The following is a 23,958-nucleotide window of genomic DNA, read 5'->3' as shown; positions in this document are numbered from 1 at the left end:
AAGACAGTAAAAAAAGTAGGGATAAGCGTTTGACATCATCAGGATAGAGGAGAATAATTCGTCCTGTTGGGTCGTTAGCTCAGTCGGTAGAGCAGTTGACTCTTAATCAATTGGTCGGCGGTTCGAACCCGCCACGACCCACCAACGAAAACAAGATGTTAGCTATTTCCCACTGACCTATTTTCACGGAGTGGGACATATTTGAGACATGTTCATAAAATATTAAAATATTGAGTCTATTTGAGCGGCATGTTCAGTTAAATGACCCGGTGCTAAGCGGGCATACCTGCGCCCCATTTCAATACTTTCCCAACCCTCCATTTCTTGTAATACCGATAGCGAAACTCCGGACTGAATTACCAGCTCGCTTAGGTTTGCCTTAAACGTAAAAACTGAAATTATCAATATCTGCCCGTAATACAGCAGATTTACAGGCATGAGGATTGTCTTCCTCTTGCAGGGCCAATCTCTCCTTCTGCATGCTATCTCTTCTTTGTTTTATAGGGTCATGCGCAAAGGAATGCATCTGTTGTCAGATACCGCCAAATAAATATGATACATATCAACAAAAAGTGTAAAAATTCAAATCGCTGACATTTCTTTGCAAAAGTTTTAGGAGTATTCTTAGGCAGTTCTGTTCATGCTTTGGAGTTACTCACCGTGAGAGTAAGAAATGGAGTTTTGTATGCGCTGCCACTTTTATTGGTTGGTAGCATAGCTTTTGCCAGTTACACCAGTGGAAGTAACCCTGCTTTTGTTGAAGAGGCGGTAAACACTGTCAGCAGCAAGATGTCCTATAGTTTTGGACTTAGCACCTGTAAAGCGATTCAAAAAAGTGCGGCTCAGTGGGATTTAACGTGTACTTCCGCCACGACCCCGTCAGCTTTAACGTTTACCATCCAGTCTGCCGATAAAGCCCCTTACGATGTTGCCACTCCCTATTATCTTACTGCGAGTAATGAACCCGCTAAGAAAGCATCAGGGGAGGGTCTGCTTAGGTATCTGATGATTAACAATGGTTCGAAAATCTAGTGGGATTTGGTAAATAAAATTACCCGTCCAGCGGGTAATTTATCATTTCGTATAACATTTTTTTAAGGTTTTATTCCATCCAGTTTTTCGCAATCAAAAATCATCTTGCTGCTCTTTCTGAAAGAAGGGTTCATTGGATAAATATGGATTCGGAGGCAGGCATATAATTTCTGATTATTTGTATTGACTCTCGGGCATCTATTTTAGCCATGCTAAATATAGAATGTAGGATTTATAAATATTTATTAATGTTTATTGAAACGAAAATATTTCTTTAGGAATTGAAGTTTATTATCACCGAAATAAAGAGTAATCTATCGGGCGAAATCACCTCAAAGGAGTGTCTGAATTGAAAATAAGGAATGTTGTTTTATATACATTGCCACTGTTCCTCGTCGCGGGTATAGCTTACGGGAATTATCGTGGCGAAAATGTCCCTGACTTTGTGAATGAAGCTGTCGCTACAGTAAGCAACAAAATGTCCTACAGCTTTGGTGCCAGTACGTGTAAGATCATAAAAAACAATGAAGCTCAATGGGATATGGCATGCAGCTCACCTCTGACATCTGAACCATTAATCTTTACAGTCCAGGCTGCGGAAAAATCCCCTTATGATGTCTCTACTTCATTTTACCTGACTGCGGAAAATACCGCCGCCAAGAAGGCTTCTGATGAAGGGTTGATGAGATATTTGATGATTAATAAAACTTCTGTTATCTAATTAATATAATAAAACCCCTCTTTCTGCGGTTTTTTTTGTTCAAAACAGGGCAGGTGTTTTTTTTATTTTCCGAAAGATGGTTTTAACTATGTTTTATCAGAAAGATAAGTTTGTTTCGGAAATAGATACTCTGGAAAAGTCTGGCCTCAGAACAGAGGCCTGAACATTAATTATGTCGTTAAGTCTTTAATACATAATCGTTGTATTGGGCGTTTTGCCATTCTTAAGCTGTTTTTGCACCCGCATACACAAGCTGAAAATCAGCAGATGGACATGGGTGATAAACGTACGTTCTTCAGCAAACTGACTGCTGCGTAAAACGACCGTTTCAGAACGGTTCTGTTTGGCCACCAGCAGTTCAATCCCTTTTTCACGGAATTCGTCTTCGTAAGCCTTAACAATTCCTGCGGGAGCGATGAGTGTGTAACTGTACATATTCATTCCTGATACTGAGTTGAACATTTGATCGGATAAATCCTATTAAGAATATCAAATACGACCTGCTGACAATTAGCAATTCGGGTGGTTGTTTTTTATACGGATGTCACAGATTAGGACGACTTTTCAGAGGAGTGGACATTCCGCCGGTGGCTGGCATCGGTTTTTAGTTGCCCGTGGCGCGCACACTGCTATCATTCGTTCATAAACTCAGGGAGATAACGATGAAAAAAACACTGGTGGCCTTGGCTGCTTTATTTTTAGCCGGGTGTGCGGGTAATCCTTATGAACCGACGCTTCAGGTTAAGTCTGCCTATGCGAATCCCAGCGCCGTGGCGCCAGAAGGGCAGACGCACATTCGTTTGCACCGGTTAGAACAAACTTCAATCGTGCCGTTTGAGAAAACCTGTCCGTTGCTGGTTATTCTGGACGGAAAGACAATTGCAACCCTGCATTTCAATCAGTATGTAGATTTGAATGTGCCGAACGGTATGCGCAAGATTGAAGTGCGTATCGCCTGTGCGCTGACAAAAACCACCGGTGAGATCACGGTCGATGCCAACGGCAAGAACATCAGTCTGGAAACAGACCGCAGCTTCTTCGGAACCTACAACATCCGGCCGGAAGGCAGCAGCAGTAAGTGATTAAATGAAAAAACCCGCCAAGGCGGGTTTTTTGTTTTCAGCCGGTCATCGTTCTTTCAGATGTAAGGCTTGGACCATTCCAGGATTTGATCGTGTTGCAGCGGCCGTGAGAAATAGAAGCCCTGCACGGAATCGCACTGAAGTTCTTCCAGACACCTCAGGGTATCATTATCTTCTACCCCTTCAGCCACTACCTGATAGCTGAGCGCATGCGCCATTTCAATCATCGATTTCACAATGACTTTGCTTTTGCTGTCATTACTGATGCCCTGAATCAGTGACTGATCCAGTTTCAGCGTATCCGCCGGGATTTTTTGCAGGTAATTCAAATTGCTATAACCGGAGCCGAAATCATCAAGCGCGATGCTGATCCCCATATTGCGCAGGGCATCCAGTGAGGCCACGGCGTGAGGATTATTCGCCAACGTCTGAGTTTCCAGACATTCGATTTCCAGCATGGATGGCGATACCTGATGCAGAATAAGCGCGGTGTGAATTCGCTGAACCAGATCCTGTTCCACCAGGTTATTGGCCGTCAGGTTTATCGAGACCTGAATTTGTGCGCCACGTTTTTGCCATTCGGCAATTTGCATCACGGCCTGGGTGATCACCCAGTTGGTCAGCGGCGTAATCAAAGGCGTTTTTTCAGCCAGAGGAATAAATTCTGAAGGTGAAATTACCCCGAGAGTCGGATGCTGCCAGCGGATCAGCGCTTCGACTCCCTGAAATTTTTTATCGGCCAGACGAATTTTCGGCTGGTACAGCAGATGGAAGTCTTTGCAGGAAGCGACAGTCGCCATCAGGTCATTGAGCAGGTTAAACGCGCGCCGCTGAATCACATCAGATTCCTGATGATACGGCATCACCAGCTGGTTATTGCTGATCGCTTCATGCAGTGAAGACATGCCCTGACGCATGATGTTTTCAGCACAGTCAGAGGTTGGCGAAAACACCGTATACCCGGCGTGCAGACGCACATTGATCGGAATATCGCTGGTAATACTTTGCTGAATTCTTGTCGCCGCATTTTCCAGCTGAGTGAATATTTCCTCCTGTTCATCAAGGCGCTTGATGAGGGCAAAACGGCCCAGCATCAGGCTGTAAACTTTGTCGTTTTCGTTGAGTTCACTGCGCAGAAATGAGCCGATGTCTTTGAGGATATTTTCGACTTTCGGAATGCCAATCGCACGGCCAATGTCATAGGCGTAGAGGGTATCCAGGGTGTCGATCAGGATCAGCAGATATGCGGTGTTGTCAGGTGCCCTGATAAGTTGCGCGATGTCTTCCATCAGACGCTGGCGGTTAGGCAAGCGCGTGACGATATCGACAAAACTCATGCTGCTGCGGGACTCGATTATATCAATGACAATCGCCGCCAGATCCGAAAGCATGTCTATTTCCTGAACGGAAAAGTCGCGCGGGTTTTTATCGGCCAGACATAAACTGCCAACCGCAAAACCATCGCGAGTAATCAGCGGCGCGCCGGCGTAAAAGCGCATCCCTTCTTCAGCCGTTACCAGCGGATTTTCGTTAAAACGCGGATCAAGAGTGGCGTCGTTCACCACCATCACTGACGAGGAGCGGATGGTGTAATCGCAAAAGGCGATATCCCGCGCGGTATATTTTAACGCGGTATTGGTTTTGGATTTAAACCACTGACGGTGCTGGTCAACCAGAGTAATGATGCAAATAGGAATATCAAAAATTTGCTGCGTAAGACGGGTTATCAGGTCAAGAACTTCATCCGGATTGCCGTCCGCAATCTTCAATTTTTGCAGCGCCGCAAGCCGTTTCTTTTCGTTTGGATTCAGAACCCTTTTCATTCTGTACGACCTCTGATCGCCGAACTGGACGCGTTTAGTTATGCACTATAGCGTGACTTTGATTCGTTTATCATTTTCTTTTTGTCCGTTTTGCGAGGGTTGCTGTCAGTTAGTCAGGCGCAGGAAGTTATCGTTTGCGTACTATGGATTTACCGGCGCATCACAGCCGCCTCTAAACCCCAAGGAGAATCGTATGTTAAACGACCCGTCGCAGAAGTATCGCCCGTTCCCGCAGGTCAATTTGCCTGATCGTCAGTGGCCGGGAAATGTGCTCAGTGCAGCGCCGCAATGGTGCTCAAGTGATTTGCGCGACGGTAATCAGGCGCTGGCTGAACCTATGGATAATGCGCGTAAACGCCAGTTTTTCGACTTACTGATTAAGTGCGGGTTTAAGCAGATTGAGGTCGCCTTTCCATCGGCATCGCAAACCGATTTTGATTTTGTCCGCAGTCTGATTGAAGACAGGCTGATCCCTGAAGACGTGGTGATCCAGGTTCTGACGCCTTCACGCCCGGATCTGATAGCGCGTACGTTCGAAGCCCTGAAAGACGTGCCGCGCGCCATTGTGCATTTATACAACGCCACCGCGCCGGTTTTCCGTGAAGTAGTTTTCAATCAGGATCAGTCGGCAACCCGTGAACTGGCGGTGCGTGGCGCGCAACAAATCCGCCAGCTTTGCGAACAATATTCGCAAACCGAATGGACCTTCGAGTATTCACCGGAAACGTTTTGCTTCACCGAACTGGAGTTTGCTTTGGAAGTGTGTGAAGCCGTGGCGGATGTCTGGGAACCGGGTGAACAGCGACCGATGATCATTAACTTACCGGCGACAGTGGAAGTCAGCACACCGAATATTTATGCCGATCAGATTGAATGGTTCTGCCGTCATTTCAGCCGCCGTCAGCAGGTTTCAATCAGCGTGCATCCGCACAATGATCGTGGCACCGGTGTGGCGTGTGCTGAACTGGCTATGCTGGCAGGTGCCGACCGCGTGGAAGGGTGTTTATTCGGAAACGGCGAGCGTACCGGAAACGTGGATATCGTAACGCTGGCGCTGAATCTTTATACCCAGGGGGTCGCGCCTGAGCTGGATTTCAGTAATTTGCAGGCGATTGTCGAGGCGGTGGAAGAGTGCAATCAGTTGCCGGTGCATCCGCGCCATCCGTATGCGGGTGAACTGGTGTTTACGGCATTTTCCGGTTCGCACCAGGATGCAATTAAGAAAGGTTTTGCGGCGCAGAAAACGTCAGAGAGTCCTTACTGGCGCGTGCCTTATCTGCCACTGGATCCGGCGGATGTCGGGTGCAGCTATGAAGCGGTTATCCGCGTCAATAGTCAGTCCGGGAAAAGTGGAGCGGCATGGTTGCTTGAGCAAAATCATGGTCTGAAATTGCCGCGGGGTTTGCAGATAGATTTCAGCAAAGCCGTCCAGCGCGAGACAGATACGCATGGCAAGGAAATGAGTACCAGTGATATCTGGCGTCTTTTCCGTCTGCGTTATGGTTTGACTGAGCAACCGGTGATCAAATTGCTGGGTTATGACATCCGCAGTGATGAACAAAACGTGTGTCATTTCAGCGCGAGGATCCGTTATCGCAATGAAGAGCAGCATATTTCCGGTAGCGGCAATGGTCTGCTTTCCGGTGCAGCCGATGCAATGCGTCGCAGCTTCGATGTGGAACTCGAGATTGGCGATTATCATGAGCACACGCTGGGGCATCAGAGCCACAGCCGTGCGGTGGCGTATCTGAGCTGTCAGGGGCGTCCGGGAGAAACCTGTTATGGCGTGGGGATCGACAGCGATGTTTCCAGTGCATCTTTGCAGGCGCTGTTTAATGCCGCCGGCGCCATTATGGCTGACTAAGCTGTCTGATTAGTTTGTTTGATTAAAGTATTCGCTGGGTGATACGCCCAGCAAACGGCGGAACATCGCACTAAAGGCGCTCGGGCTGTCATAGCCGAGTGCCAGCGCTACATCTATCACTGAAACGCCCGCCGCCAGCTGATTCAGTGCTTCCAGTAATTTCGCCTGCCGTACCCAGTCACTAAAACGCAGACCGGTTTCGCGCTGAAAACGGCGCGAGAGGGTACGGCTGCTGATTTCCATACGTTGCGCGACGTCTTCCAGTTCCCAGGATGAGCACAAATCTGCGCGGATCTGCTGAGTCAGTGCCAGAAGCTCCGGCTCTTTCGGTTCCGGAAGATGAAGCGGTAAGCTCGGCAAAAGACGCAATTCGTCCAGCAAAAGTTCCATAATACGTTCGTCACGACCACCGGGCAGATAATCGACCGGAATGGTCAGTGAGGTGAGGATCAGTTCACGCAGCAGGGGCGAAATTTGCACGACCTGACATTGTGCGGGCAAATCGGCACGGGCCAGTGGCTCAACAAACAGGGTGCGGGCTTCGACGCCACCGATAAAGCGCAGGCTATGCTCGACGTGAGCAGGTAACCAGACGCCGCGCCCAGGTGGCACCATCCAGGTTCCCAGCGCGGTATGTACTTCCACCACGCCGGATAAAGTATGAATCAGTTGTGAACAGCTGTGGCTATGCGCAGGCTCACTGTCGCCATGCTGGTAGTCGATAGCCAGAGGCGCTACCGCCTGATGAGGAGCAAGGAAATTGTGTTGCATGGATCAATGATGTTTTTGGTTCTTGGCTTCTTCCACGGCTTGTTTCGCTTCTTCTGCCGCTTTCTGAAGTTCTTCTTCAGTCAGTTGTTCCGACACTTCAAGCAGCTCTCCCAGCCCGTCACTGACATGGACATCATCGGCTTTGCTTTTGTTTTCTTTATTTTTTTCGTCGCTCATGATTTGGTCCCGTTAAATGAATTCAGTACCTGATTATAGCAGAAAGTCGAAGCAGAGAGCGGCAGCAGAAAGTGCGGGGCAAAAGCAGAGGGAAGGCAGAGCCTGTCAGGCGACAGACTCCTGAATACATTACTGGCGGTAAGCGAACTTGATTTGTTGCAGGGAGTTTTTGAAGACTTCAGCCTGTTGCTCGTCTTCCATCTGCGCAACAAAACGCTCCATGTTCAGCATCACTTTACCCGCATCAGCCTGACCGATGGCTTTAAGGATCAGGGTCAGTGTCGCTTTAAGGCAGGCAACTTCGGTCGCCAGTGTTTCAACGTTCGCTTCAGTCGTAAAATCGCAATTACTCATTATGTAAATCTCCTCAGGCTGACTGCCAGGCAGCACGCCGAATTCTAAACGGGTGAAAAATGGGGCTAAAAATGAACTCACCCTTTCGCGCCGGGTGGAAAGTGGCGGCATTTTAGCATAGTTAGCCGGTTTTAGTGCATCGCCCGTCAGGGGGTGACCAATGTGTTAATCCGATATAAACATATAGCGGTTTTGTCAACGGAGTAAAGAATACTAAACATTATTGCCGGTTGAGAACATTTCATCTGCACGTGCAGATTTATTCATATAAACCATCAGCAATTCGTGCGATCGCAAATAATCATCGGTCATATCATATATATATCAATGAGGATTGCTGGCGGTTAAATAGTCAGGCCAGTTAACAGTGCCATTAAAGCAACAAAGAACGGCTGGCATTATTTTTTTGCGGAAAATTAGACAGGGCAGGGGCTGCCGCTTGACCCTTGATTAGAAAAGCCTTTTTATAAATTATTAATACAGGTGATGGCACTTCTCATTTACATTCAGCAAAGTAGTTTTTTGCAGACACTCCTTGGTCAGGAAGACATGTTAGAGTAAAATACGCGGGCTATAATAAATATCTGTGTCTTCCTGATTTAAAAACACTGCCGGTAACCGGGAGTGGGACGAGTTAGTTGATGCTGGTCTCTAATTGCCACCTTCTCTTCATTTATAAGCTGTCTGAGAACAATATTATTGTTCGCCACGTTTGAATACGTAAGACTGGCCTGAAGACCCTGACGGTGTGTTGCCCTTATTTTTTGGAGAATTCTCTTTGATTAGCGTTCTTCTTGTTGATGACCACGAACTGGTGCGCGCAGGGATCCGACGCATTCTTGAAGATATCAAAGGCATCAAAGTCGTTGGTGAGGCGCAATGCGGTGAAGATGCCGTCAAATGGTGTCGTACCAATGATGTTGATATTGTCCTGATGGATATGAACATGCCAGGCATTGGCGGGCTGGAAGCGACGAAAAAAATCGTTCGTTTCTCCCCGGATATCAAGATCATCATGTTAACGATTTATACTGAAAACCCGTTGCCGGCCAAAGTGATGCAGGCGGGGGCGTCAGGTTACCTGAGTAAAGGTGCGGCTCCACAGGAAGTGGTGAATGCAATTCGTCTGGTCGATTCCGGTCAGCGTTATATTGCGTCTGATATTGCACAACAAATGGCGCTTAGCCAGATAGAACCTCAGTCCGAGACACCGTTTGATTCCTTATCTGAGCGTGAATTACAAATCATGCTGATGATTACCAAGGGACAAAAAGTGAATGAAATTTCAGAACAACTGAACTTGAGTCCGAAGACAGTTAACAGTTATCGTTATAGGATGTTTAGTAAATTAAATATCAGCGGCGATGTTGAGTTAACCCATTTGGCTATTCGACACGGTTTGTTCAACACGGAGACTTTATCAGGCAGTGAGTGATGAGCGTTTCGACCCCAAGGCCTTTCTGAAAACGGTCACCAGCCAGCCCGGCGTCTACAGGATGTATGACGCCAGCGGCACCGTAATCTACGTAGGTAAAGCCAAAGACCTTAAAAAACGTCTTTCGAGCTATTTTCGTGTCCAGGTTTCCAGCCGCAAGACCGAAACTCTGGTCAAAAATATTGCGCAAATTGATGTCACCGTTACGCACACCGAAACGGAAGCGCTGCTCCTCGAACATAACTACATTAAGCTGTATCAGCCACGTTATAACGTTTTATTACGTGATGATAAGTCTTATCCGCTGATCTTCCTCAGCGCGGACAACCATCCGAGAATTACGGTCCACCGCGGTGCAAAACACGCCAAAGGCGAGTATTTCGGTCCTTTCCCGAACTCTTATGCCGTGCGTGAAACACTGGCGTTGCTGCAAAAACTTTTTCCTATCCGCCAGTGCGAAAACAGCGTTTACAGCAACCGGTCGCGTCCTTGCTTGCAATATCAGATTGGCCGTTGCCTTGGCCCCTGCGTGAAAGGGCTGGTCAGTGACGAAGATTATAATGATCAGGTCGAATACGTCCGGCTATTCTTGTCAGGTAAAGATCAGCAGGTGGTTACCCAACTGGTGAACCGTATGGAAGAAGCCAGTAAGTCGCTGCGATTCGAAGATGCCGGGCGGATAAGAGATCAAATTCAGGCCGTGCGCCGCGTGACGGAGCGTCAGTTTGTTTCCGGTAATAGTGAAGATCTGGATGTCATCGGTGTGGCCTTTGAATCGGGAATGGCCTGTCTGCACGTCTTGTTTATCCGCCAGGGCAAAGTGTTAGGCAGCCGTAGCTATTATCCTAAAGTGCCGGGTGGCACTGATCTCGGCGAGGTCGTCCAGACTTTTGTCGGGCAATTTTATCTGCAAGGCAGTCAGCAGCGGACGCTTCCGGGCGAAATCCTGCTGGACTTCAGTCTGGCGGAAAAAGATCTGCTGGCCGAATCGCTCAGCGAGCTGGCCGGGCGCAAAGTGCAAATCCAGAGCAAACCGCGCGGTGACCGTGCGCGCTATCTGAAACTGGCCCGTACCAATGCTTCAACAGCTCTGACGACCAAGCTGGCGCAACAGTCGACTATCCATCAGCGGCTGGCAGAGCTGGCAAAAACCCTCCATCTTGCAGAAATTAACCGCATGGAATGCTTCGACATCAGCCATACTATGGGCGAGCAAACTGTTGCGTCTTGTGTGGTATTTGACGGTAACGGTCCGGTACGCTCGGAATACCGGCGTTATAACATTACCGGTATTACGCCTGGCGATGATTATGCGGCGATGGCGCAGGTCTTGCAGCGCCGTTATGGCAAAGCGCTCGATGATAATAAAATCCCGGATGTCATTTTTATCGATGGCGGTAAAGGGCAGTTGGGAATGGCGCTGGATGTGTTTCACTCCCTGAACGTAGAGTGGGATAAATCGAAACCGCTGCTGATTGGTATCGCCAAGGGTGCAGATCGTAAAGCAGGACTGGAAACACTTTTCTTCGTGCCGGAAGGCGAGGGGATTGCGTTACCGGCAGATTCACCGGCCCTGCATGTTATTCAGCATATTCGCGATGATTCGCACAATCACGCCATTACCGGTCACCGGCAGAGACGCGCTAAAGTCCGAACCACCAGCGCCCTGGAAGACATCGAGGGCGTCGGGCCGAAACGGCGTCAGGTTTTACTGAAATACATGGGAGGCATTCAGCCATTACTGAATGCCAGCGTAGAGGAAATTGCACAGGTACCGGGTATTTCTATCGCATTGGCAGAAAAGATTCATAATGCGTTGAAACACTAAGGGCGTTGTAGCAACATACTCATAATATCCACACCGGACAAACAGTTACCTTCGCTATGCAATTTAATATACCTACGTGCCTTACCCTGTTTCGCGTTGTACTGATACCGTTCTTCGTGCTGGCCTTCTACCTGCCTTATCCGTGGGCACCGCTGGCTTGTGCGCTGATCTTCGTTTTTGCTGCTGCGACCGACTGGTTTGATGGCTATCTTGCCCGCCGCCTGAAGCAGACGACACGCTTTGGTGCGTTTCTCGATCCCGTCGCTGACAAAGTGATGGTGGCGATTGCACTGGTGCTGGTGGCAGAGTATTTCCACTCCTGGTGGATTACGTTACCTGCAGCGACCATGATTGCCCGTGAAATCATCATTTCAGCCTTACGTGAATGGATGGCTGAAATTGGTAAACGCAGCAGCGTAGCGGTGTCATGGATTGGTAAAGTGAAAACTACCGCGCAAATGCTGTCGCTGGTCGCGTTGTTGTGGCGTCCGGATGCCATTGTTGTCGGTGTGGGCGTCGTCGCGTTGTACATTGCAGCGGTGCTGACTTTCTGGTCAATGTTCCAATATCTGAACGCTGCGCGACACGATTTGCTGGAACCCTGATCAAACTGACGTAAAAAACGTCAAACGATCGCATGAAGCGATAATTTTATTGACTCAATCCGTCAGGTCAGTAGAATGCAACGCATCGGAAGGCAGCTAGCGTTACGCCAGAAGATTAGTCAAAAAAATCAGTACGTTCTGATTAAAGCGGGAATAGCTCAGTTGGTAGAGCACGACCTTGCCAAGGTCGGGGTCGCGAGTTCGAGTCTCGTTTCCCGCTCCAAATTTTCTTAAACGGGTTCGTGAATCGGTTTAAGTGCAAGACAAGTAGTAAGATTTAAGGCGCGTTAACAAAGCGGTTATGTAGCGGATTGCAAATCCGCCTAGTCCGGTTCGACTCCGGAACGCGCCTCCAATTTTCCCGGAGCCCGGGTGGTGGAATCGGTAGACACAAGGGATTTAAAATCCCTCGGCCTTAGGCTGTACGAGTTCAAGTCTCGTCCCGGGTACCATGGGAAAATGTAAAGAATAATCAAAAGCAATATAGTAGTAATGTCGTTATAGCCACCTTCGGGTGGTTTTTTTATGTCTGAAATTCAGGCCATTCCCGAATTTACCACTAAACCCGATGCAATAAAAAAGGCCACCTTCAACAGGGGGCCTTAAGTGTTTCTTCAATAACATTCTTTGCGCAGGGTGCCGCAGTCAGAATTTGATTTTCTGAACAAAATGCTGGTCAGTGGGTAAAAAGAATGAAGAAAATCAGAGATTAAAACAGCCCCGAGGGGCGTTTTTAGGGTCAGAATTCACCCGGTGATTCAGTGTTGCTCAGTGCCCTGATAGATAAAGGCAGGTGGTAGTTAGGCTGGCTGGTGAAAAACGCCTGCAGGGCAACACGTTTCTTACGGTCAATTGAGATTTCTTCCATCGTTTTACGGAAGATACTGTACCGGCCACAAGATGTGCAGGTCACAGTAACAATTTTTGCCGACATATTGACCGACGTCTTATTCGTGTTTTGGCACAACGGACACTCGTCTTGAGCGCTTACAACGGTGGAACTCATAAAACCTCCGGTTTTACTTAGAGCGGCCAGTAGTCTAGCACAAAAAGGCGTCAGTCACTTAACGATAATTTAATTATCAGTGGATTTCAGCGTCAACTCAGTGTAGAGAGCCCACAAGCCGCTGATGCCTTGGGGAAAGTGACCACTCCGTTTTCCTGATATTTTTCGCTTCACTTCCATGCTTTCCACTTCACTTCCATGCTTTCCACTTCACTTTCCTGCGTTACACTTAAAAGATTCATTCCTTTTATGGATTCTGACTACGTATGACTTCCGCTTTATACCAGCGTATTGATGGTTCGGTTTACAGACATATTTATATCGTCGGCGATTTGCACGGCTGCCTGAGCCTGCTTGAAGAGCAGCTGGCAAAAGTGGCTTTCGACCCGCATCGCGATCTTTTGCTGTCGGTCGGCGATCTCGCTGACCGCGGGCCTGACAGTGTGGGATGTCTGAGATTGATGAATGAGCCCTGGTTTTCCTGCGTCAGGGGTAATCATGAGCAGATGGCCATTGATGCGGTAAATGAAGAAAATATTCCCCGCTGGCTGCGCAACGGTGGTGACTGGTTTTATGCGCTTGAGACCGGCAGGCAGGAAGAAGCGAAATCTCTGATTCTCAGGGCTGATAATTTACCTCACGTGCTGGAACTGACTACCCGTGAAGGCAAACGTATTGTGGTCGCTCACGCGGATTATATTTCAGATGACTATGTTTTCGGTAAGCCGCTGGACGGGTATGAAATTATCTGGAACCGGGAGCGCGTTAACTCTGCCCTGGCCGGGCGTTATACATCCATTTCCGGAGCTGACGAATTCTATTTCGGCCATACGCCGGTGGAACCTGCGATGCAGTTCGCCAATCAGTTTTATATTGATACCGGTGCAGTTTTTGGCGGCTATCTGACGCTGCGTCGGCTGCAATAAATTCAGGCGTTGCAGGGGTTTGCGGTGAGTGACTGGCAACGGTATAGTGAGCGGCTGCGAAACGGTAAGGGCGTGAGATAACATCATGGAAAGTAAGCGTGAAGACAGGATCCAGCGTCTGTTACTGGCTTTAAAAAAGACTGATAAAATTCATCTGAAAGAAGCGTCTTTGCTGCTCAATGTTTCTGAAATGACAATCCGCCGTGATCTGAATTCCGCACCCGCCCCGGTTATTCTTTTGGGCGGTTACATCGTGATGGATCCCAAAAATAGCCCGGCTACGCATTATTTTGTCAGTGAGCAGAAAATGCGTCAGATAGGGGAAAAGCGTCGGCTTGCTTCCCGCGCTGCCAGCCTCATTCAGAATAACGATACCGTATTTTTCGATTGCGGCACGACCATGCCATATGTGATTGAAAAGATCTCAGAAGATTGTGTATTTACTGCCATTTGCTATTCCCTGAATACGTTTCTGGCCTTGCAGGAAAAACCGCATTGCGAGGTAATTTTGTGCGGCGGGGCGTTCAAATCCAGCAACAGTATTTTCACGCCAATCGGGCGCAGCAGTGAACTCGATTTTATCCGACCCTCGAAAGCGTTCATCTCGGCAGCGGGTGTGAGCATTGAACACGGGGTCACGTGTTTCAATTTCGACGAGCTGCTGATGAAACATCAGGCCATTGAGCGTTCCACGCAAAGCATTCTGGTGGCTGACAGCACTAAGTTCGATCAGGTGCGACCGGCTGCGATCGCACCTCTTGCCCGTTTTAATGTGGTGGTCAGCGACGCTGAGCCACCACAGGCTTATATCGATTTTTGCGACCAGTCTGACATCCCGCTGCTGGTTTAAGTCTTTAGCGGATCGGTGGGATCTTCTCGACCGACTGATACAACACCACTTCCCAGATGCCATTTTTCGAGCCATCACTAAGATAGTGCTCAAAACAGGCTTTACCGTCCGGACGGTAATGACTGCTGGCGAGCAGCTGGCTGTAAAAATCTCGCCAGGCTTTCTCGAAATTCTCATCTGTTATCGTGGTGTGATAGGCCGCATAAGTGCCACCGGGCAGCGTTTGCAGCGTCAGCCCTTCGGCATCATCGAGAATAAAATTATCCGCAACGCATACCGAAGGATCGGCACGCAAAGCTTCGGCAGGTGTGGTATCCGGATTATCGTGAAACCACGTCAGCCATTCATTTTGCGGCTGATGGTGCCGCGCGACCCATTTTGTCAGGTGCTGAAAGCCGTGATGGATTGACTCCTTATAAGGGCCAACAACCCTGTAGCTCACCAGCTTTTTCGCCGGTCTTTCTACGATTAATAATGCCACGATGATCTCCTTTTATCTGACACGCAGTGAGTGGGTTCCTTATTGGGATGACGCAAATGCCAAACTATAACAGTTTGCCTTGTAACTCCCGGCAACTGCTCTACGCGCTATAACAGTTGTCATGATAAAATTTACCTGACAGATTGCATTATAGTCGTGACGCAATGAGGAAATGAGATGGACGTAATCAAAAGTGTATTAAACAGTGAAATTGATCGTATCAACCATCAGGAAGGCCGCGACGGGAAACCAAGGATCAACGCAGAATTCTTTGTGAATCACCCGTGGTTATGTCTGGCCATGCTGGTGGGATACATCGCTGTAGGCATCGTGATGTACGTTTCGCCTTACATGGGCATCGGCTGGTTCATCGGATTCACTGCGTTTCTGGTCTTTATGTCGGCGATGTTGTTGCTGGAAATCAAACCGGTTTATCGTTATGAGGATATCGGCGTGCTGGATTTACGTGTCTGCTATAACGGGGAATGGTATTTCAGTCGTGAATTATCTGCCGATGCCGTGCAACAAATTCTCAGTTCCGGCAGTGTAAGCGTCCGCATAAAAAATCGCATTGAGTCTATTGTCAGCCATAAAGGGTTTGTCGACTTTTACGATGTGTATGATCTGGCCCGTCTTGAACAACAACAGTTGCCGGACCCCACCGGAACAGCACAGTTAGCTCATTAATTCCGCGTTTAAACATGGCCACAGGCCATGACGTTACCCTGCCTGCTCTGATAAAATAGCGGCTGGACATCATTTTCGTGAATGAATCCCACCACGAAAAAGATGTTAAGCCGTGACAGGAGCGACTGTGGAACGAATCAAACTCACTATTCATCATCTGCACAAAATCATTTCGGGCGAGAAACAAGATGCTCAGGCCACCGCACGCATTTATGCTGGCGATGAATTGTTGCTGACTGAAACGATGACCGGGCAGGCGACGCATTTTGATCGCTTCATCAAAGCTGAACGCGACAACGGTAAACCTTTGAGAGTGGAATGGGACAGTGACGGCAGCGCTGAGATGTCCGTTTCCCGCGCCGAAGTGTGCCCCTGCTGTGGCGGTGACGCCTTACACGGTTGATTTAATCCGGCACTGACCGCATGTAGAGTAAAAGCCGAACAGAGGTGAATGATGAAATTTATCAACAATGAATTTGAATACCGTAAATGGATTATGGATGAAATATTCCAGGCGAGTGCGGTAGGCGAAACCTCTGAGTTTGCCGATCAGGAAGTGGATGACTTTATCTTTGATGCCCGTCCGGTGGCATATCCGTGTGTGGCCGTCATGATCCAGACGCCGGGAGAACCGGGCGTGTGTGAACCGCGCTTTTTCTACAAAGAACAAATCTTTGAGTGGGCGCATAAAATGGGCTTCGGGTTCGACAGCTGAAGGCTGTGGGACGGACATGCGAAAACCCTGAGCGTGGCTCAGGGTTTCTTGTTACCGGTTCGCTCTTACCGGTGTAGAACAGGGTAATCAGACGTTTTTACGGTCGATTTTCTCTTCGCCCCAGAACAGATAATCATCTTTGGTTTTCGCGAAGGCGATGGGCAGAACCTCATCGTTTCCTTCCTCCCAAATTTTCTGCGCCAGTTTCTCGTCGTTTTTAGCCAGTTCAAAAATAGCCTCAGCGATTTCGTGAGACGTTTCACGGGTATTTGCCCAGGCTTTGATGTTTGACGTCGTCATCCGGTTCTCCTCGTATTTTCAGCAAAAAGTGTCTCCGTGACACCGTGATATTCACTATAACTATGGTTTCCGAAAGGTGTTTATGCAAATCCTGCGGGATTTTTGCGATGTGTCCGCAGGTATAAAAGCCCCTTCAATACCGCGGCAAGGGCACAAAAAAAGCGGCATCCTGCGTAGCGTGTCGTTATACTAAAGCCGATTTTGAACAATTAAGGTGATGAGAATGAGCGACGATATTTTTGATTTTGACATTGATGCTGCACTGGAAACTGCTGAAGTCAAAGCGGCCGAAAAAGCAGCAGAAGTGCCTGAAGCCGTTCAGGACGAAAGTGACTGCGAAGGCTGCAAAATCTGATTTTGCACAACATAGCAGCAAACAGAAAACCGCTTCGGCGGTTTTTTTGTATCTGTCATTTATTTCTCTTTCGCCATTTTTCGCTGAATATCCTTTGCTGACATAGCGTTGCAACCGGTTGTCCGCAGCGGTGTTCTGACGCAAATGTAAGGGTAGCGTTAAGGCATTTTTTTTGGGATAAATTCCTATAGAACAGGAAGATAGCTGGCGGTACTTTGTCACCACCTGATAAGCAGGTCGTGAGGTTCACAATGAAAAAATTGATTTTAGTTCTCGCCGTTTTGCTAACTTTGCCAGCTATCGCACAGGCAGACGTCGAGCTCGGAGTTAATATGCCTGGCCTGTCATTGCATATCGGCGATCGTGACAACCGCGGGTACTACTGGGATGGGGGTGACTGGCGTCCGCCAGGCTGGTGGGATAATCACTATCGTGATGAAGGCCGTGGTCACTGGGTCTATTATGAGCCAGCTCCGCCGCCGCCGCGATACTGGCATCACGAGCACTGGCACGAAGGCCCTCCACCGGGTTACTGGCATGATGGTCCTCCGGGACATTGGCGTGATGGCCCTCCGGGGCACTGGCGTGAAGGTCCACCGCCAGGGCGTTGGTAACGGGTACCAGGCAGTAAATAGTCAGATTTAAAACAGTCATAAAAATTTTGGGAACAGGGTTGGCAGTGGCGATGCAAAGGCATCCCCAATGTCAGTTCTGTTCCTCTCACATTCCCTCTTTATTCGTAAACCCTCGCTCTGAATTAATCATGTCACTAATAATAAAAATGTAATGTATTTTCTGAGATTATATTTAATTCAAAAATACGTGCAGTTAATAAATTATCGTTCGTAAAATGAAACTTTCAGAGTAATTGCAGCTTGCTAAAGGCTATTGATATGTTAATTTCTTGTTATATGGAATCAGCAATGGATGGCTCGAACGCGACGCGTGCCTGATGCCATAGCATCACTAAGGGATAAATTTTTTCAGGTACGTAACATATCTTTTACCGAGATTATCCCTATGCACTTGATTAAAAACGATTATGAGTACCGGGTCTGGATGCTGGATGCCTATTTTTATCAGGATAATATCGAAGGAGATAAACTGCTGACTGATGAGGAGATGGATGATTTTCTCTTTGAATACCGGCCGCAGGAATATCCGTGTTTAGGCACAGTAACACCGTCGAAAGAAAGTTCGCTGGAACTGGATATCACTTTCTTTTATCGGGATCACATCAGTGAATGGGCAAAATCGATGGGTCTGATCAATACGAAGTAATGCTCAGTCGCAATATAAAAGCGCCCTCTGGCGCTTTTTTGCTTTTTTTAACCCCGCCTTTTATCGCTAAAAGCTTTATGGCCCCGGATTTTAATTACCCCGGACTTCAACCAGCACAGGGCAGGGCGAGCCTTCGATCACATCGGCGCTGACCGAGCCTTTCATCATGCGACCAAAAGCGGAAAGCTGACGGTGCCCGATAACTATCACGGAAGCATTAATTCTTGCTGCTTCTGCTACCAGCGCTTCACCTGCCGCGCCGACAATCAGATTACCCCGGGCGTTAATACCCGCCTGCTTCAGCTTTACCATGGCCTGAGCGACGACGGCCCTCGCGGTATTTTGCTCTTCTTCTGCCGGTGGATAATCTACGATTTCGCCCGGTTCATCTCCGTTGTTTTCCAGAGCGTAGGATTCATCAATGCAACAGGTGACGTAAACGGCAGAAGTCTGACCTTTCGCCAGCTGACAGGCAAGATCTGCCACATAAGGAGATTGCTTTGAGCCGTCTACGGCTAACAAAATGACATCAAACACGGTGACTCCTGTATTCATTTTTCGCGCAGTTATTTGTTTTCACCCAGCTTGCCGATTTCACCAATCAGGGCGGTTTTGCATTCGAGCAACGCTTCGCGGATTTGCGCTTCTTTGGCTGCGCGCCGGGCCGTGGGGAAAAGCACGGAGACAGAATAACGCCCGAGAATAGTGTCTATTGCGACGGCAAGAGTCGTGACGCCGCTGACTGTTTCTCCTTCTTCCACTGAAACGCCGCTTTCGCGCACACCGGCGATTTTTTCCAGCAGAGAATCAATGGTGCGTACGGTATTTTCGGTGGCCGGTTCCAGCACGTCACCCACCAGAATGCGGATTTCTTCATCTGTTTTCAGCGACAGCAGGGCGCGACCGCCTGAGGTGCTGTATATCGGCAGATTCAAACCGACGCGGGGAACGACGCGTAATTCCCGTTCTGCCACGATGCTGTGAATATTGGCTATCTGCCTGCCACTCGCACGTCCCAGAGAAACGGTTTCCTGCGTGATATCGCAAAGCTGGCGCAGAAAAGGGGAGGCGATGGCAATGACATCAGTGTGAACGGTAGAAACCAGTTTCAGCAGCGTCGGACCTAAACGCACACCACCGCTGCCTTCTGAACGCACCAAACCTTCTTCAGCCAGCGCTGCGACGATGCGCTGCACGGTCGAGCGGGGCAGGTCAACTTCATTGGCGATTGCACCAAGACTCATACCCTGCGGGTGTTTTCCCAGTGCATTGAGTATGGTCGCCGCACGCGAGATAACCTGGATCCCGCCACTGCGTTCTTCATCTGCCGGAATGTCCTGAGCCATCTTCTCTCCTTTTTACCCACGGTGACCCTGATCAGGATCCTGAGCGGTCAATGTAATAGCTCGGCGAGTGAAAAACAATTTTAATCACATTGCAATACAGTGCACCGTATTATAGTATTCTTGCATGTATCGCATAGTGGTGCATTGCATCGAAAAAAGATTTTCACTCGATGTCGTGTCTTCTCACGCTACCAAACCTGCCTTTTCCCTCTCACCGCACCCATAAAGCGGCGAAGTTAACCAGTTGAGAAATATATGAATCAGTCAGTCACGGCAGCGCGTGCTGCCACGATGCCTGTTCCGCAGCCTTTCACCCTGAGGCTGGTGACCGGGCTCATCGGCATATTAATCGCCGCGCTTTGTTCGGGTCTTAATGACCGCGTTACGGACATTGCGCAGGCAGATGTGCGCGGCGCACTGAGTATCAGTTCTGATCAGGGGTCGTGGCTTATCGGTGCGTATCAGGCTGCGGAAGTTTCAGCCATGATGCTGGCGCCATGGTTTGCGATGACGTTTTCACTGCGTCGGTTCACGATGTTTGTCACGATGGGCTTTCTGGCTCTGGCCGCAGTTTTGCCTTATGCGCCTAACTTGCCAGTGCTCATCGCATTGCGCGCTGTGCAGGGTATTTTTGGCGGTGCGTTACCGCCGTTGCTGATGACGGCAGCACTGCGGTTTATGCCGCCGCATCTGAAGCTTTACGGGCTGAGTGCTTATGCGCTGACGGCAACATTCGGGCCGAATATGGCCACCTCACTGGCGGCTATCTGGACAGATTATGTTGGCTGGGAATGGGTATTCTGGCAGGTGATCCCGCCATGTCTTCTGGCGTTCGCCATGATCGGTTACGGTCTGCCGCAAGACCCGTTGCGTCTTGAGCGGTTTAAACAGAGGGATACCGTCGGAATGCTGACCGGGCCCGCCGGGATCACTCTGTTAGTGCTGGCGTTGCAGCAGGGCGAGCGGCTGGACTGGTTTAACTCACCGCTTATCACAATGATGTTTTTTGGCGCGCTCGGATTACTGACTCTTTTTCTGGTTAATGAGTGGCACCATCCGTTGCCCCTTTTCAAATTACAGATGCTGAGCCGGCACAATCTGGCGCATGGACTGATCACGCTTTTCGCACTGATGTTCCTGTTCTTATCCGGTTCGGCATTGCCTTCCAGTTATATGTTGCAGGTCGGCGGATTTCGGGCAGTGCAGGTCGGGCCGCTGGCGCTGACGATTGGTTTGCCACAGTTATTGCTCGCGCCGCTGGTGGCCTTCGTGCTGACCATGCGCTGGATAGACAGCCGCTGGGTGCTGGCCTGCGGGTTAGGGCTGGTTGGTTTCTCCTGTTATTGGGGAACACATATCACCGGTGTCTGGTCGCGCGATAACTTTTATCTGATCCAGATAATGCAGGCGTTCGGACAGCCGATGGCGGTGCTGCCGATTCTGATGAGTGCCACCAGCGTGGTTCAGCCTCAGGAAGGGCCCTTTGCTTCGGCGATGTTCAACACGGTTCGCGGGCTGGGCAGCGTCATGGGCGGTTCTCTTGTGGCGGTTTTTGTCAGCCATCGTGAACAGTTTCATTCCAATATTTTACTCAACCATGCCGGCAGCGTGAGTTATCTCCTTTCGCAACCTTACAGCGGTGACAGCACCTTTCTTGCGCCGCTGAGCAGTAATGGTGCGGCCATTTCGACAGAAGTCCTGACTCAGTTTTCCAGAGGCGTGAAACAGCAGGCGCTGGTGCTGGGCATATCTGACACCTATATGGTCATCATCGGCCTGGCACTGTTTCTGATCTTACTGGCCGCCGTTTTACCCAAGCGCACATATCCGCCTCAGTCGCTGGTTAAGCGCCCCTGAATGCAACATCACCTGACTATCTGAATTCACAATAAAAAAAACGAGAGAAAAGACACATGATTAAGACTTCACCTGTCCGCCTGAGCTGGCTGATTGCCGCTGTGGTGGTGATATTTCTGGTAATAATGGCTTTCTGGATCCTCAGCGGTAACTCCCGGCCAGTCACGGATGATGCCTTTGTTTCTGCGGATTCCACGCTGGTCGCTCCGCGGATTTCCGGCACAATCGCTGAAGTGTATGTGCAGGATAATCAGAGCGTGAAAGCGGGCGACGTGCTGGCGAAAATTGACGACCGGGATTACCGCAACGCAGTGCTGACGGCACAAGCTAATCTGGAAACCGCCAATGCTCAGATGCTCAGCCTGACCGCGCAGCTGGCTAAACAGCAGCAAACTATTTTGCAGGCACAGGCCCTGGTCAATTCCGATGCGGCAAGTATTGCTTATGCGCGTCAGAGTGCGGATCGCTACAGACGTCTGCTGCAAAACGGTTCGGGTACGGCAGATGCGCGTGATGAATCGGATGCCAATTTACGTGCAAAACTGGCTTCACAGCAAAGTGATATGGCCGCAGCGCTGGGCGCTGAAAAGCAGGTAGATGTCCTGAAAGCCGGGCAGGCGCAGGCCAAAGCAGGAATCGATTCAGCGGCGACAGCGCTGGCACAGGCCAAACTGAATCTTTCTTATACAGAAATCACCGCACCGGTAGACGGCGTGGTCGGTCAGCGATCGTTGCGTATTGGCGGATATGTGAGCGCCGGTGCGCGCGTGCTGGCGATTGTGCCGCTGAAGGATGCGTATATTGTGGCGAATTATCTGGAAACTCAGCTGGGCGATGTGCAGATGCAGCAGCCGGTAGAGATTCAAGTCGATGCGTTGCCGGGTGTGGTTCTCAAAGGCAAAGTGGACAGCATCTCTCCGGCAACCGGCGTGACGTTTTCGCCAATTTCGCCCGATAACGCGACGGGGAATTACACCAAAGTCGTGCAGCGGCTGGCGGTGAAAATTGTGCTGGATGCGAATCAGCCGGATGCAAATCGTCTGAAAGTCGGGATGTCAGTGATCCCGTCGATTCAGACAGCGCGCTGATAAAAGTCTCAGACTCAGAAACTAAAAAGGCGACCTTGCATCAGCAGGGCCGCCTTTTCTTTTTGTCCGCACCTCAGTGCGCAAAAGGGATCAGGATGCCTGATTTTGAGGTGGCGTCGGCTCAGATGTGCTTTTCTTGGCCGGATGCTGTGGTTTACCCGAGAACAGGAAACGCAGGATCGGGATACGTTTGTGAACCTCATAAAGGAAGAAAGCGATACCGAACACAAACACCAGCCCCAGGAAGAACCCCAGCCAGTCACTTTGAATTTTGGGCGTAATAAACGCACCGTAAATCAGCGTTAACGGGTGGTGAATCAGATAGATAAACAGCGATGAGTTCACCAGATAGGTTATCCACGGCGCCTGGAAATTCAGCAGATAATGGCTGAATGAGAACACCACGTTAACCATCAGGATCCCCAGCAGGGTCGTGATGATGGCATCGATTTCCATCGAGTACAGCTGCGGGGTGTTCACATGCTGATTGAACATGTAAGCCACGAACAGGAAGATACTGACCACCCCGGCCGTCGCTGAAGGTTTCAGGAACAACTCTTTCAGCCAGGAGAATTTATAAGCAAACGCGCCAATGATGAAAAATGGCAGATAAAACAACGTCTGCATAACGATGAAATTAAACGCACCGTTGGAAAGTAAATCAGGCGCAAAAAGATACAGACCTCTGTTAAATGCCGCGTAAATTAATCCGATGAATAAAAATATAATTGAGAGTTTTCCTAAACTGTTTGTCCGGCTTTTAATAATTTGAATGCGACTAGTCTTAATTTCTTTAATAAATTTGAAGAGGTAAAAACAAATACTGGTAAGAATAACCAACGTTAAAAGGAACCATAAATGGGAGACCAGTTCCCAGACGGTGGCATTAATTTTCTGATAAAAATCCATGCTGTTCCAGCCGGAGAATTTATCGGTAAATTTCATCAGGAAATACAGCTGTGGAATGGTGATGAGCGGGAAGGCCGCCGCCAGCGGGATGGCGACCCGCTCCAGACGCACCTTCAACCATTGATGAGGATTGTAGCGCTCATACAGCATATAAGAAAAATACCCGGAGATGACAAAGAAAACCTGCATCCGGAATGCGTGAATGACATCATTGAATATTGTCAGGCCGTCAGAGGGTATTGCACTGTTTACCGCCCAGATATGACTGGAGTAAATCAATGATATATGGAAAGGAATACCCAGCAGCATCAAATATGCGCGGATGGAGTCTAAGAAGAACTCACGTTGTGGTTTCTGTTCTTTCATTACGTATCCGTTGTAGAGAGCTCATCCTAATTTTAGAGCGTAATTTGTCTTTGGGTTAATTGTTCGGGTAACCAAAAATGACGGTCATTGACATAAGTT

Annotated in this window: 28 protein-coding genes and 4 tRNA genes; 20 read left to right on the top strand and 12 right to left on the bottom strand. The window is 49.1% G+C overall.

The window, feature by feature from the left end; genetic code table 11:
• Window positions 1-68 precede the first annotated feature (68 nt).
• Window positions 69-144 (top strand) — tRNA-Lys (locus J1784_RS22360).
• 78 nt (window positions 145-222) lie between these two features.
• Here J1784_RS22360 and J1784_RS26940 read toward each other — a convergent pair.
• Window positions 223-438 carry a site-specific integrase gene (locus tag J1784_RS26940; protein ID WP_217151010.1) on the bottom strand — a complete coding sequence of 72 codons (216 nt, stop codon included), beginning with the start codon at window positions 436-438 and terminating at the stop codon, window positions 223-225.
• Between the two features lie 943 nt (window positions 439-1,381).
• On the opposite strand from J1784_RS26940, the gene J1784_RS22350 reads away from it, so the two are divergent.
• Window positions 1,382-1,753 (top strand): hypothetical protein, encoded by a 372-nt coding sequence (locus J1784_RS22350; RefSeq protein ID WP_217151009.1) that lies wholly within the window; start codon window positions 1,382-1,384, stop codon window positions 1,751-1,753.
• Window positions 1,754-1,939: 186 nt separating this feature from the next.
• Here the strand turns inward: J1784_RS22350 and J1784_RS22345 are convergent, their stop codons facing one another.
• On the bottom strand, window positions 1,940-2,188 hold the full coding sequence (locus tag J1784_RS22345; RefSeq protein WP_120506137.1) for a hypothetical protein: 249 nt from the start codon (window positions 2,186-2,188) through the stop codon (window positions 1,940-1,942).
• 227 nt (window positions 2,189-2,415) lie between these two features.
• Here J1784_RS22345 and J1784_RS22340 point away from each other — a divergent pair, with 227 nt between their 5' ends.
• The gene (locus J1784_RS22340) at window positions 2,416-2,835 is read left to right on the top strand and encodes a hypothetical protein (protein WP_217151008.1); all 420 of its coding nucleotides are present in this window, start codon (window positions 2,416-2,418) and stop codon (window positions 2,833-2,835) included.
• Window positions 2,836-2,891: 56 nt separating this feature from the next.
• Here the strand turns inward: J1784_RS22340 and J1784_RS22335 are convergent, their stop codons facing one another.
• Window positions 2,892-4,658 (bottom strand): sensor domain-containing phosphodiesterase, encoded by a 1,767-nt coding sequence (locus tag J1784_RS22335; protein WP_217151007.1) that lies wholly within the window; start codon window positions 4,656-4,658, stop codon window positions 2,892-2,894.
• 193 nt (window positions 4,659-4,851) lie between these two features.
• On the opposite strand from J1784_RS22335, the gene leuA reads away from it, so the two are divergent.
• Window positions 4,852-6,522 carry a 2-isopropylmalate synthase gene (gene leuA / locus J1784_RS22330; protein ID WP_217151006.1) on the top strand — a complete coding sequence of 557 codons (1,671 nt, stop codon included), beginning with the start codon at window positions 4,852-4,854 and terminating at the stop codon, window positions 6,520-6,522.
• 9 nt (window positions 6,523-6,531) lie between these two features.
• Here the strand turns inward: leuA and J1784_RS22325 are convergent, their stop codons facing one another.
• The 3 genes from J1784_RS22325 to J1784_RS22315 form a co-directional block, all read right to left on the bottom strand.
• On the bottom strand, window positions 6,532-7,293 hold the full coding sequence (locus tag J1784_RS22325; protein ID WP_217151005.1) for an AraC family transcriptional regulator: 762 nt from the start codon (window positions 7,291-7,293) through the stop codon (window positions 6,532-6,534).
• A gap of 3 nt (window positions 7,294-7,296) precedes the next feature.
• The gene (locus J1784_RS22320; RefSeq protein ID WP_217151004.1) at window positions 7,297-7,470 is read right to left on the bottom strand and encodes a hypothetical protein; all 174 of its coding nucleotides are present in this window, start codon (window positions 7,468-7,470) and stop codon (window positions 7,297-7,299) included.
• A gap of 129 nt (window positions 7,471-7,599) precedes the next feature.
• Window positions 7,600-7,824, bottom strand: coding sequence for a DUF2594 family protein (locus J1784_RS22315; RefSeq protein ID WP_015697982.1), 225 nt, complete (start codon window positions 7,822-7,824; stop codon window positions 7,600-7,602).
• Window positions 7,825-8,602: 778 nt separating this feature from the next.
• Between J1784_RS22315 and uvrY the strand changes: the two genes are divergently transcribed.
• The 6 genes from uvrY (at window position 8,603) to J1784_RS22285 (ending at window position 12,144) form a co-directional block, all read left to right on the top strand.
• Window positions 8,603-9,259 carry a UvrY/SirA/GacA family response regulator transcription factor gene (gene uvrY / locus J1784_RS22310; protein ID WP_013576296.1) on the top strand — a complete coding sequence of 219 codons (657 nt, stop codon included), beginning with the start codon at window positions 8,603-8,605 and terminating at the stop codon, window positions 9,257-9,259.
• The gene (uvrC, locus tag J1784_RS22305; protein WP_217151003.1) at window positions 9,252-11,087 is read left to right on the top strand and encodes an excinuclease ABC subunit UvrC; all 1,836 of its coding nucleotides are present in this window, start codon (window positions 9,252-9,254) and stop codon (window positions 11,085-11,087) included. Before uvrY ends, uvrC begins: the two co-directional genes overlap by 8 nt.
• Window positions 11,088-11,143: 56 nt before the next feature.
• Complete coding sequence (pgsA, locus tag J1784_RS22300; protein ID WP_101077248.1) at window positions 11,144-11,692, top strand: CDP-diacylglycerol--glycerol-3-phosphate 3-phosphatidyltransferase; 549 nt, start codon at window positions 11,144-11,146, stop codon at window positions 11,690-11,692.
• A 147-nt stretch (window positions 11,693-11,839) separates the two neighbouring features.
• Window positions 11,840-11,915, top strand: a tRNA-Gly gene (locus J1784_RS22295).
• 58 nt (window positions 11,916-11,973) lie between these two features.
• Window positions 11,974-12,047 (top strand) — tRNA-Cys (locus tag J1784_RS22290).
• An 11-nt stretch (window positions 12,048-12,058) separates the two neighbouring features.
• Window positions 12,059-12,144 (top strand) — tRNA-Leu (locus tag J1784_RS22285).
• A 287-nt stretch (window positions 12,145-12,431) separates the two neighbouring features.
• Here the strand turns inward: J1784_RS22285 and J1784_RS22280 are convergent.
• Window positions 12,432-12,698 carry a hypothetical protein gene (locus J1784_RS22280; protein ID WP_217151002.1) on the bottom strand — a complete coding sequence of 89 codons (267 nt, stop codon included), beginning with the start codon at window positions 12,696-12,698 and terminating at the stop codon, window positions 12,432-12,434.
• A gap of 266 nt (window positions 12,699-12,964) precedes the next feature.
• On the opposite strand from J1784_RS22280, the gene J1784_RS22275 reads away from it, so the two are divergent.
• Both J1784_RS22275 and deoR read left to right on the top strand, forming a co-directional pair.
• Window positions 12,965-13,624: a metallophosphoesterase gene (locus J1784_RS22275; protein ID WP_217151001.1), complete on the top strand. Its 660-nt coding sequence runs from the start codon at window positions 12,965-12,967 to the stop codon at window positions 13,622-13,624.
• Between the two features lie 85 nt (window positions 13,625-13,709).
• Window positions 13,710-14,474 (top strand): DNA-binding transcriptional repressor DeoR, encoded by a 765-nt coding sequence (deoR, locus tag J1784_RS22270; protein WP_217151000.1) that lies wholly within the window; start codon window positions 13,710-13,712, stop codon window positions 14,472-14,474.
• A gap of 4 nt (window positions 14,475-14,478) precedes the next feature.
• Here the strand turns inward: deoR and J1784_RS22265 are convergent, their stop codons facing one another.
• On the bottom strand, window positions 14,479-14,955 hold the full coding sequence (locus tag J1784_RS22265) for a GyrI-like domain-containing protein (RefSeq protein WP_217150999.1): 477 nt from the start codon (window positions 14,953-14,955) through the stop codon (window positions 14,479-14,481).
• Window positions 14,956-15,132: 177 nt separating this feature from the next.
• Here J1784_RS22265 and J1784_RS22260 point away from each other — a divergent pair, with 177 nt between their 5' ends.
• The 3 genes from J1784_RS22260 to J1784_RS22250 all read left to right on the top strand — a co-directional run bounded on the left by J1784_RS22260 (window position 15,133) and on the right by J1784_RS22250 (window position 16,357).
• Window positions 15,133-15,642: a YlaC family protein gene (locus tag J1784_RS22260; protein ID WP_217150998.1), complete on the top strand. Its 510-nt coding sequence runs from the start codon at window positions 15,133-15,135 to the stop codon at window positions 15,640-15,642.
• Between the two features lie 127 nt (window positions 15,643-15,769).
• Window positions 15,770-16,045, top strand: coding sequence for a hypothetical protein (locus J1784_RS22255; protein ID WP_120134614.1), 276 nt, complete (start codon window positions 15,770-15,772; stop codon window positions 16,043-16,045).
• Between the two features lie 48 nt (window positions 16,046-16,093).
• Entirely contained in the window at window positions 16,094-16,357 is a 264-nt protein-coding gene (locus J1784_RS22250) for a hypothetical protein (protein WP_232829968.1), read from the top strand.
• An 87-nt stretch (window positions 16,358-16,444) separates the two neighbouring features.
• Here the strand turns inward: J1784_RS22250 and J1784_RS22245 are convergent, their stop codons facing one another.
• Window positions 16,445-16,657 carry a YccJ family protein gene (locus J1784_RS22245; protein WP_095921306.1) on the bottom strand — a complete coding sequence of 71 codons (213 nt, stop codon included), beginning with the start codon at window positions 16,655-16,657 and terminating at the stop codon, window positions 16,445-16,447.
• Window positions 16,658-16,880: 223 nt separating this feature from the next.
• On the opposite strand from J1784_RS22245, the gene J1784_RS26665 reads away from it, so the two are divergent.
• The 3 genes from J1784_RS26665 to J1784_RS22235 all read left to right on the top strand — a co-directional run bounded on the left by J1784_RS26665 (window position 16,881) and on the right by J1784_RS22235 (window position 18,293).
• Window positions 16,881-17,012, top strand: a complete 132-nt coding sequence (locus J1784_RS26665) for a hypothetical protein (RefSeq protein ID WP_013576285.1) — start codon at window positions 16,881-16,883, stop codon at window positions 17,010-17,012.
• Window positions 17,013-17,263: 251 nt separating this feature from the next.
• Window positions 17,264-17,626, top strand: a complete 363-nt coding sequence (locus tag J1784_RS22240; protein WP_217150997.1) for a DUF2502 domain-containing protein — start codon at window positions 17,264-17,266, stop codon at window positions 17,624-17,626.
• 406 nt (window positions 17,627-18,032) lie between these two features.
• On the top strand, window positions 18,033-18,293 hold the full coding sequence (locus tag J1784_RS22235) for a hypothetical protein (RefSeq protein WP_217150996.1): 261 nt from the start codon (window positions 18,033-18,035) through the stop codon (window positions 18,291-18,293).
• 90 nt (window positions 18,294-18,383) lie between these two features.
• Here the strand turns inward: J1784_RS22235 and J1784_RS22230 are convergent, their stop codons facing one another.
• Together J1784_RS22230 and J1784_RS22225 are read right to left on the bottom strand one after the other, a co-directional pair.
• Window positions 18,384-18,830 (bottom strand): universal stress protein, encoded by a 447-nt coding sequence (locus J1784_RS22230; protein ID WP_217150995.1) that lies wholly within the window; start codon window positions 18,828-18,830, stop codon window positions 18,384-18,386.
• A 29-nt stretch (window positions 18,831-18,859) separates the two neighbouring features.
• Window positions 18,860-19,639 (bottom strand): IclR family transcriptional regulator, encoded by a 780-nt coding sequence (locus tag J1784_RS22225; protein ID WP_217150994.1) that lies wholly within the window; start codon window positions 19,637-19,639, stop codon window positions 18,860-18,862.
• 255 nt (window positions 19,640-19,894) lie between these two features.
• Between J1784_RS22225 and J1784_RS22220 the strand changes: the two genes are divergently transcribed.
• Both J1784_RS22220 and J1784_RS22215 read left to right on the top strand, forming a co-directional pair.
• Window positions 19,895-21,496, top strand: coding sequence for an MFS transporter (locus J1784_RS22220; protein WP_217150993.1), 1,602 nt, complete (start codon window positions 19,895-19,897; stop codon window positions 21,494-21,496).
• 56 nt (window positions 21,497-21,552) lie between these two features.
• Entirely contained in the window at window positions 21,553-22,584 is a 1,032-nt protein-coding gene (locus tag J1784_RS22215) for an HlyD family secretion protein (RefSeq protein ID WP_217150992.1), read from the top strand.
• A 90-nt stretch (window positions 22,585-22,674) separates the two neighbouring features.
• Here the strand turns inward: J1784_RS22215 and mdoC are convergent, their stop codons facing one another.
• Window positions 22,675-23,859, bottom strand: a complete 1,185-nt coding sequence (gene mdoC, locus J1784_RS22210) for a glucans biosynthesis protein MdoC (protein WP_217150991.1) — start codon at window positions 23,857-23,859, stop codon at window positions 22,675-22,677.
• Between the last annotated feature and the right edge of the window lie 99 nt (window positions 23,860-23,958).

Origin of the sequence: Rahnella ecdela (assembly GCF_019049625.1) — a bacterium.
In the GTDB taxonomy this organism is placed as follows: domain Bacteria; phylum Pseudomonadota; class Gammaproteobacteria; order Enterobacterales; family Enterobacteriaceae; genus Rahnella; species Rahnella ecdela.
This window is presented reverse-complemented; position numbering and strand designations above follow the sequence as displayed.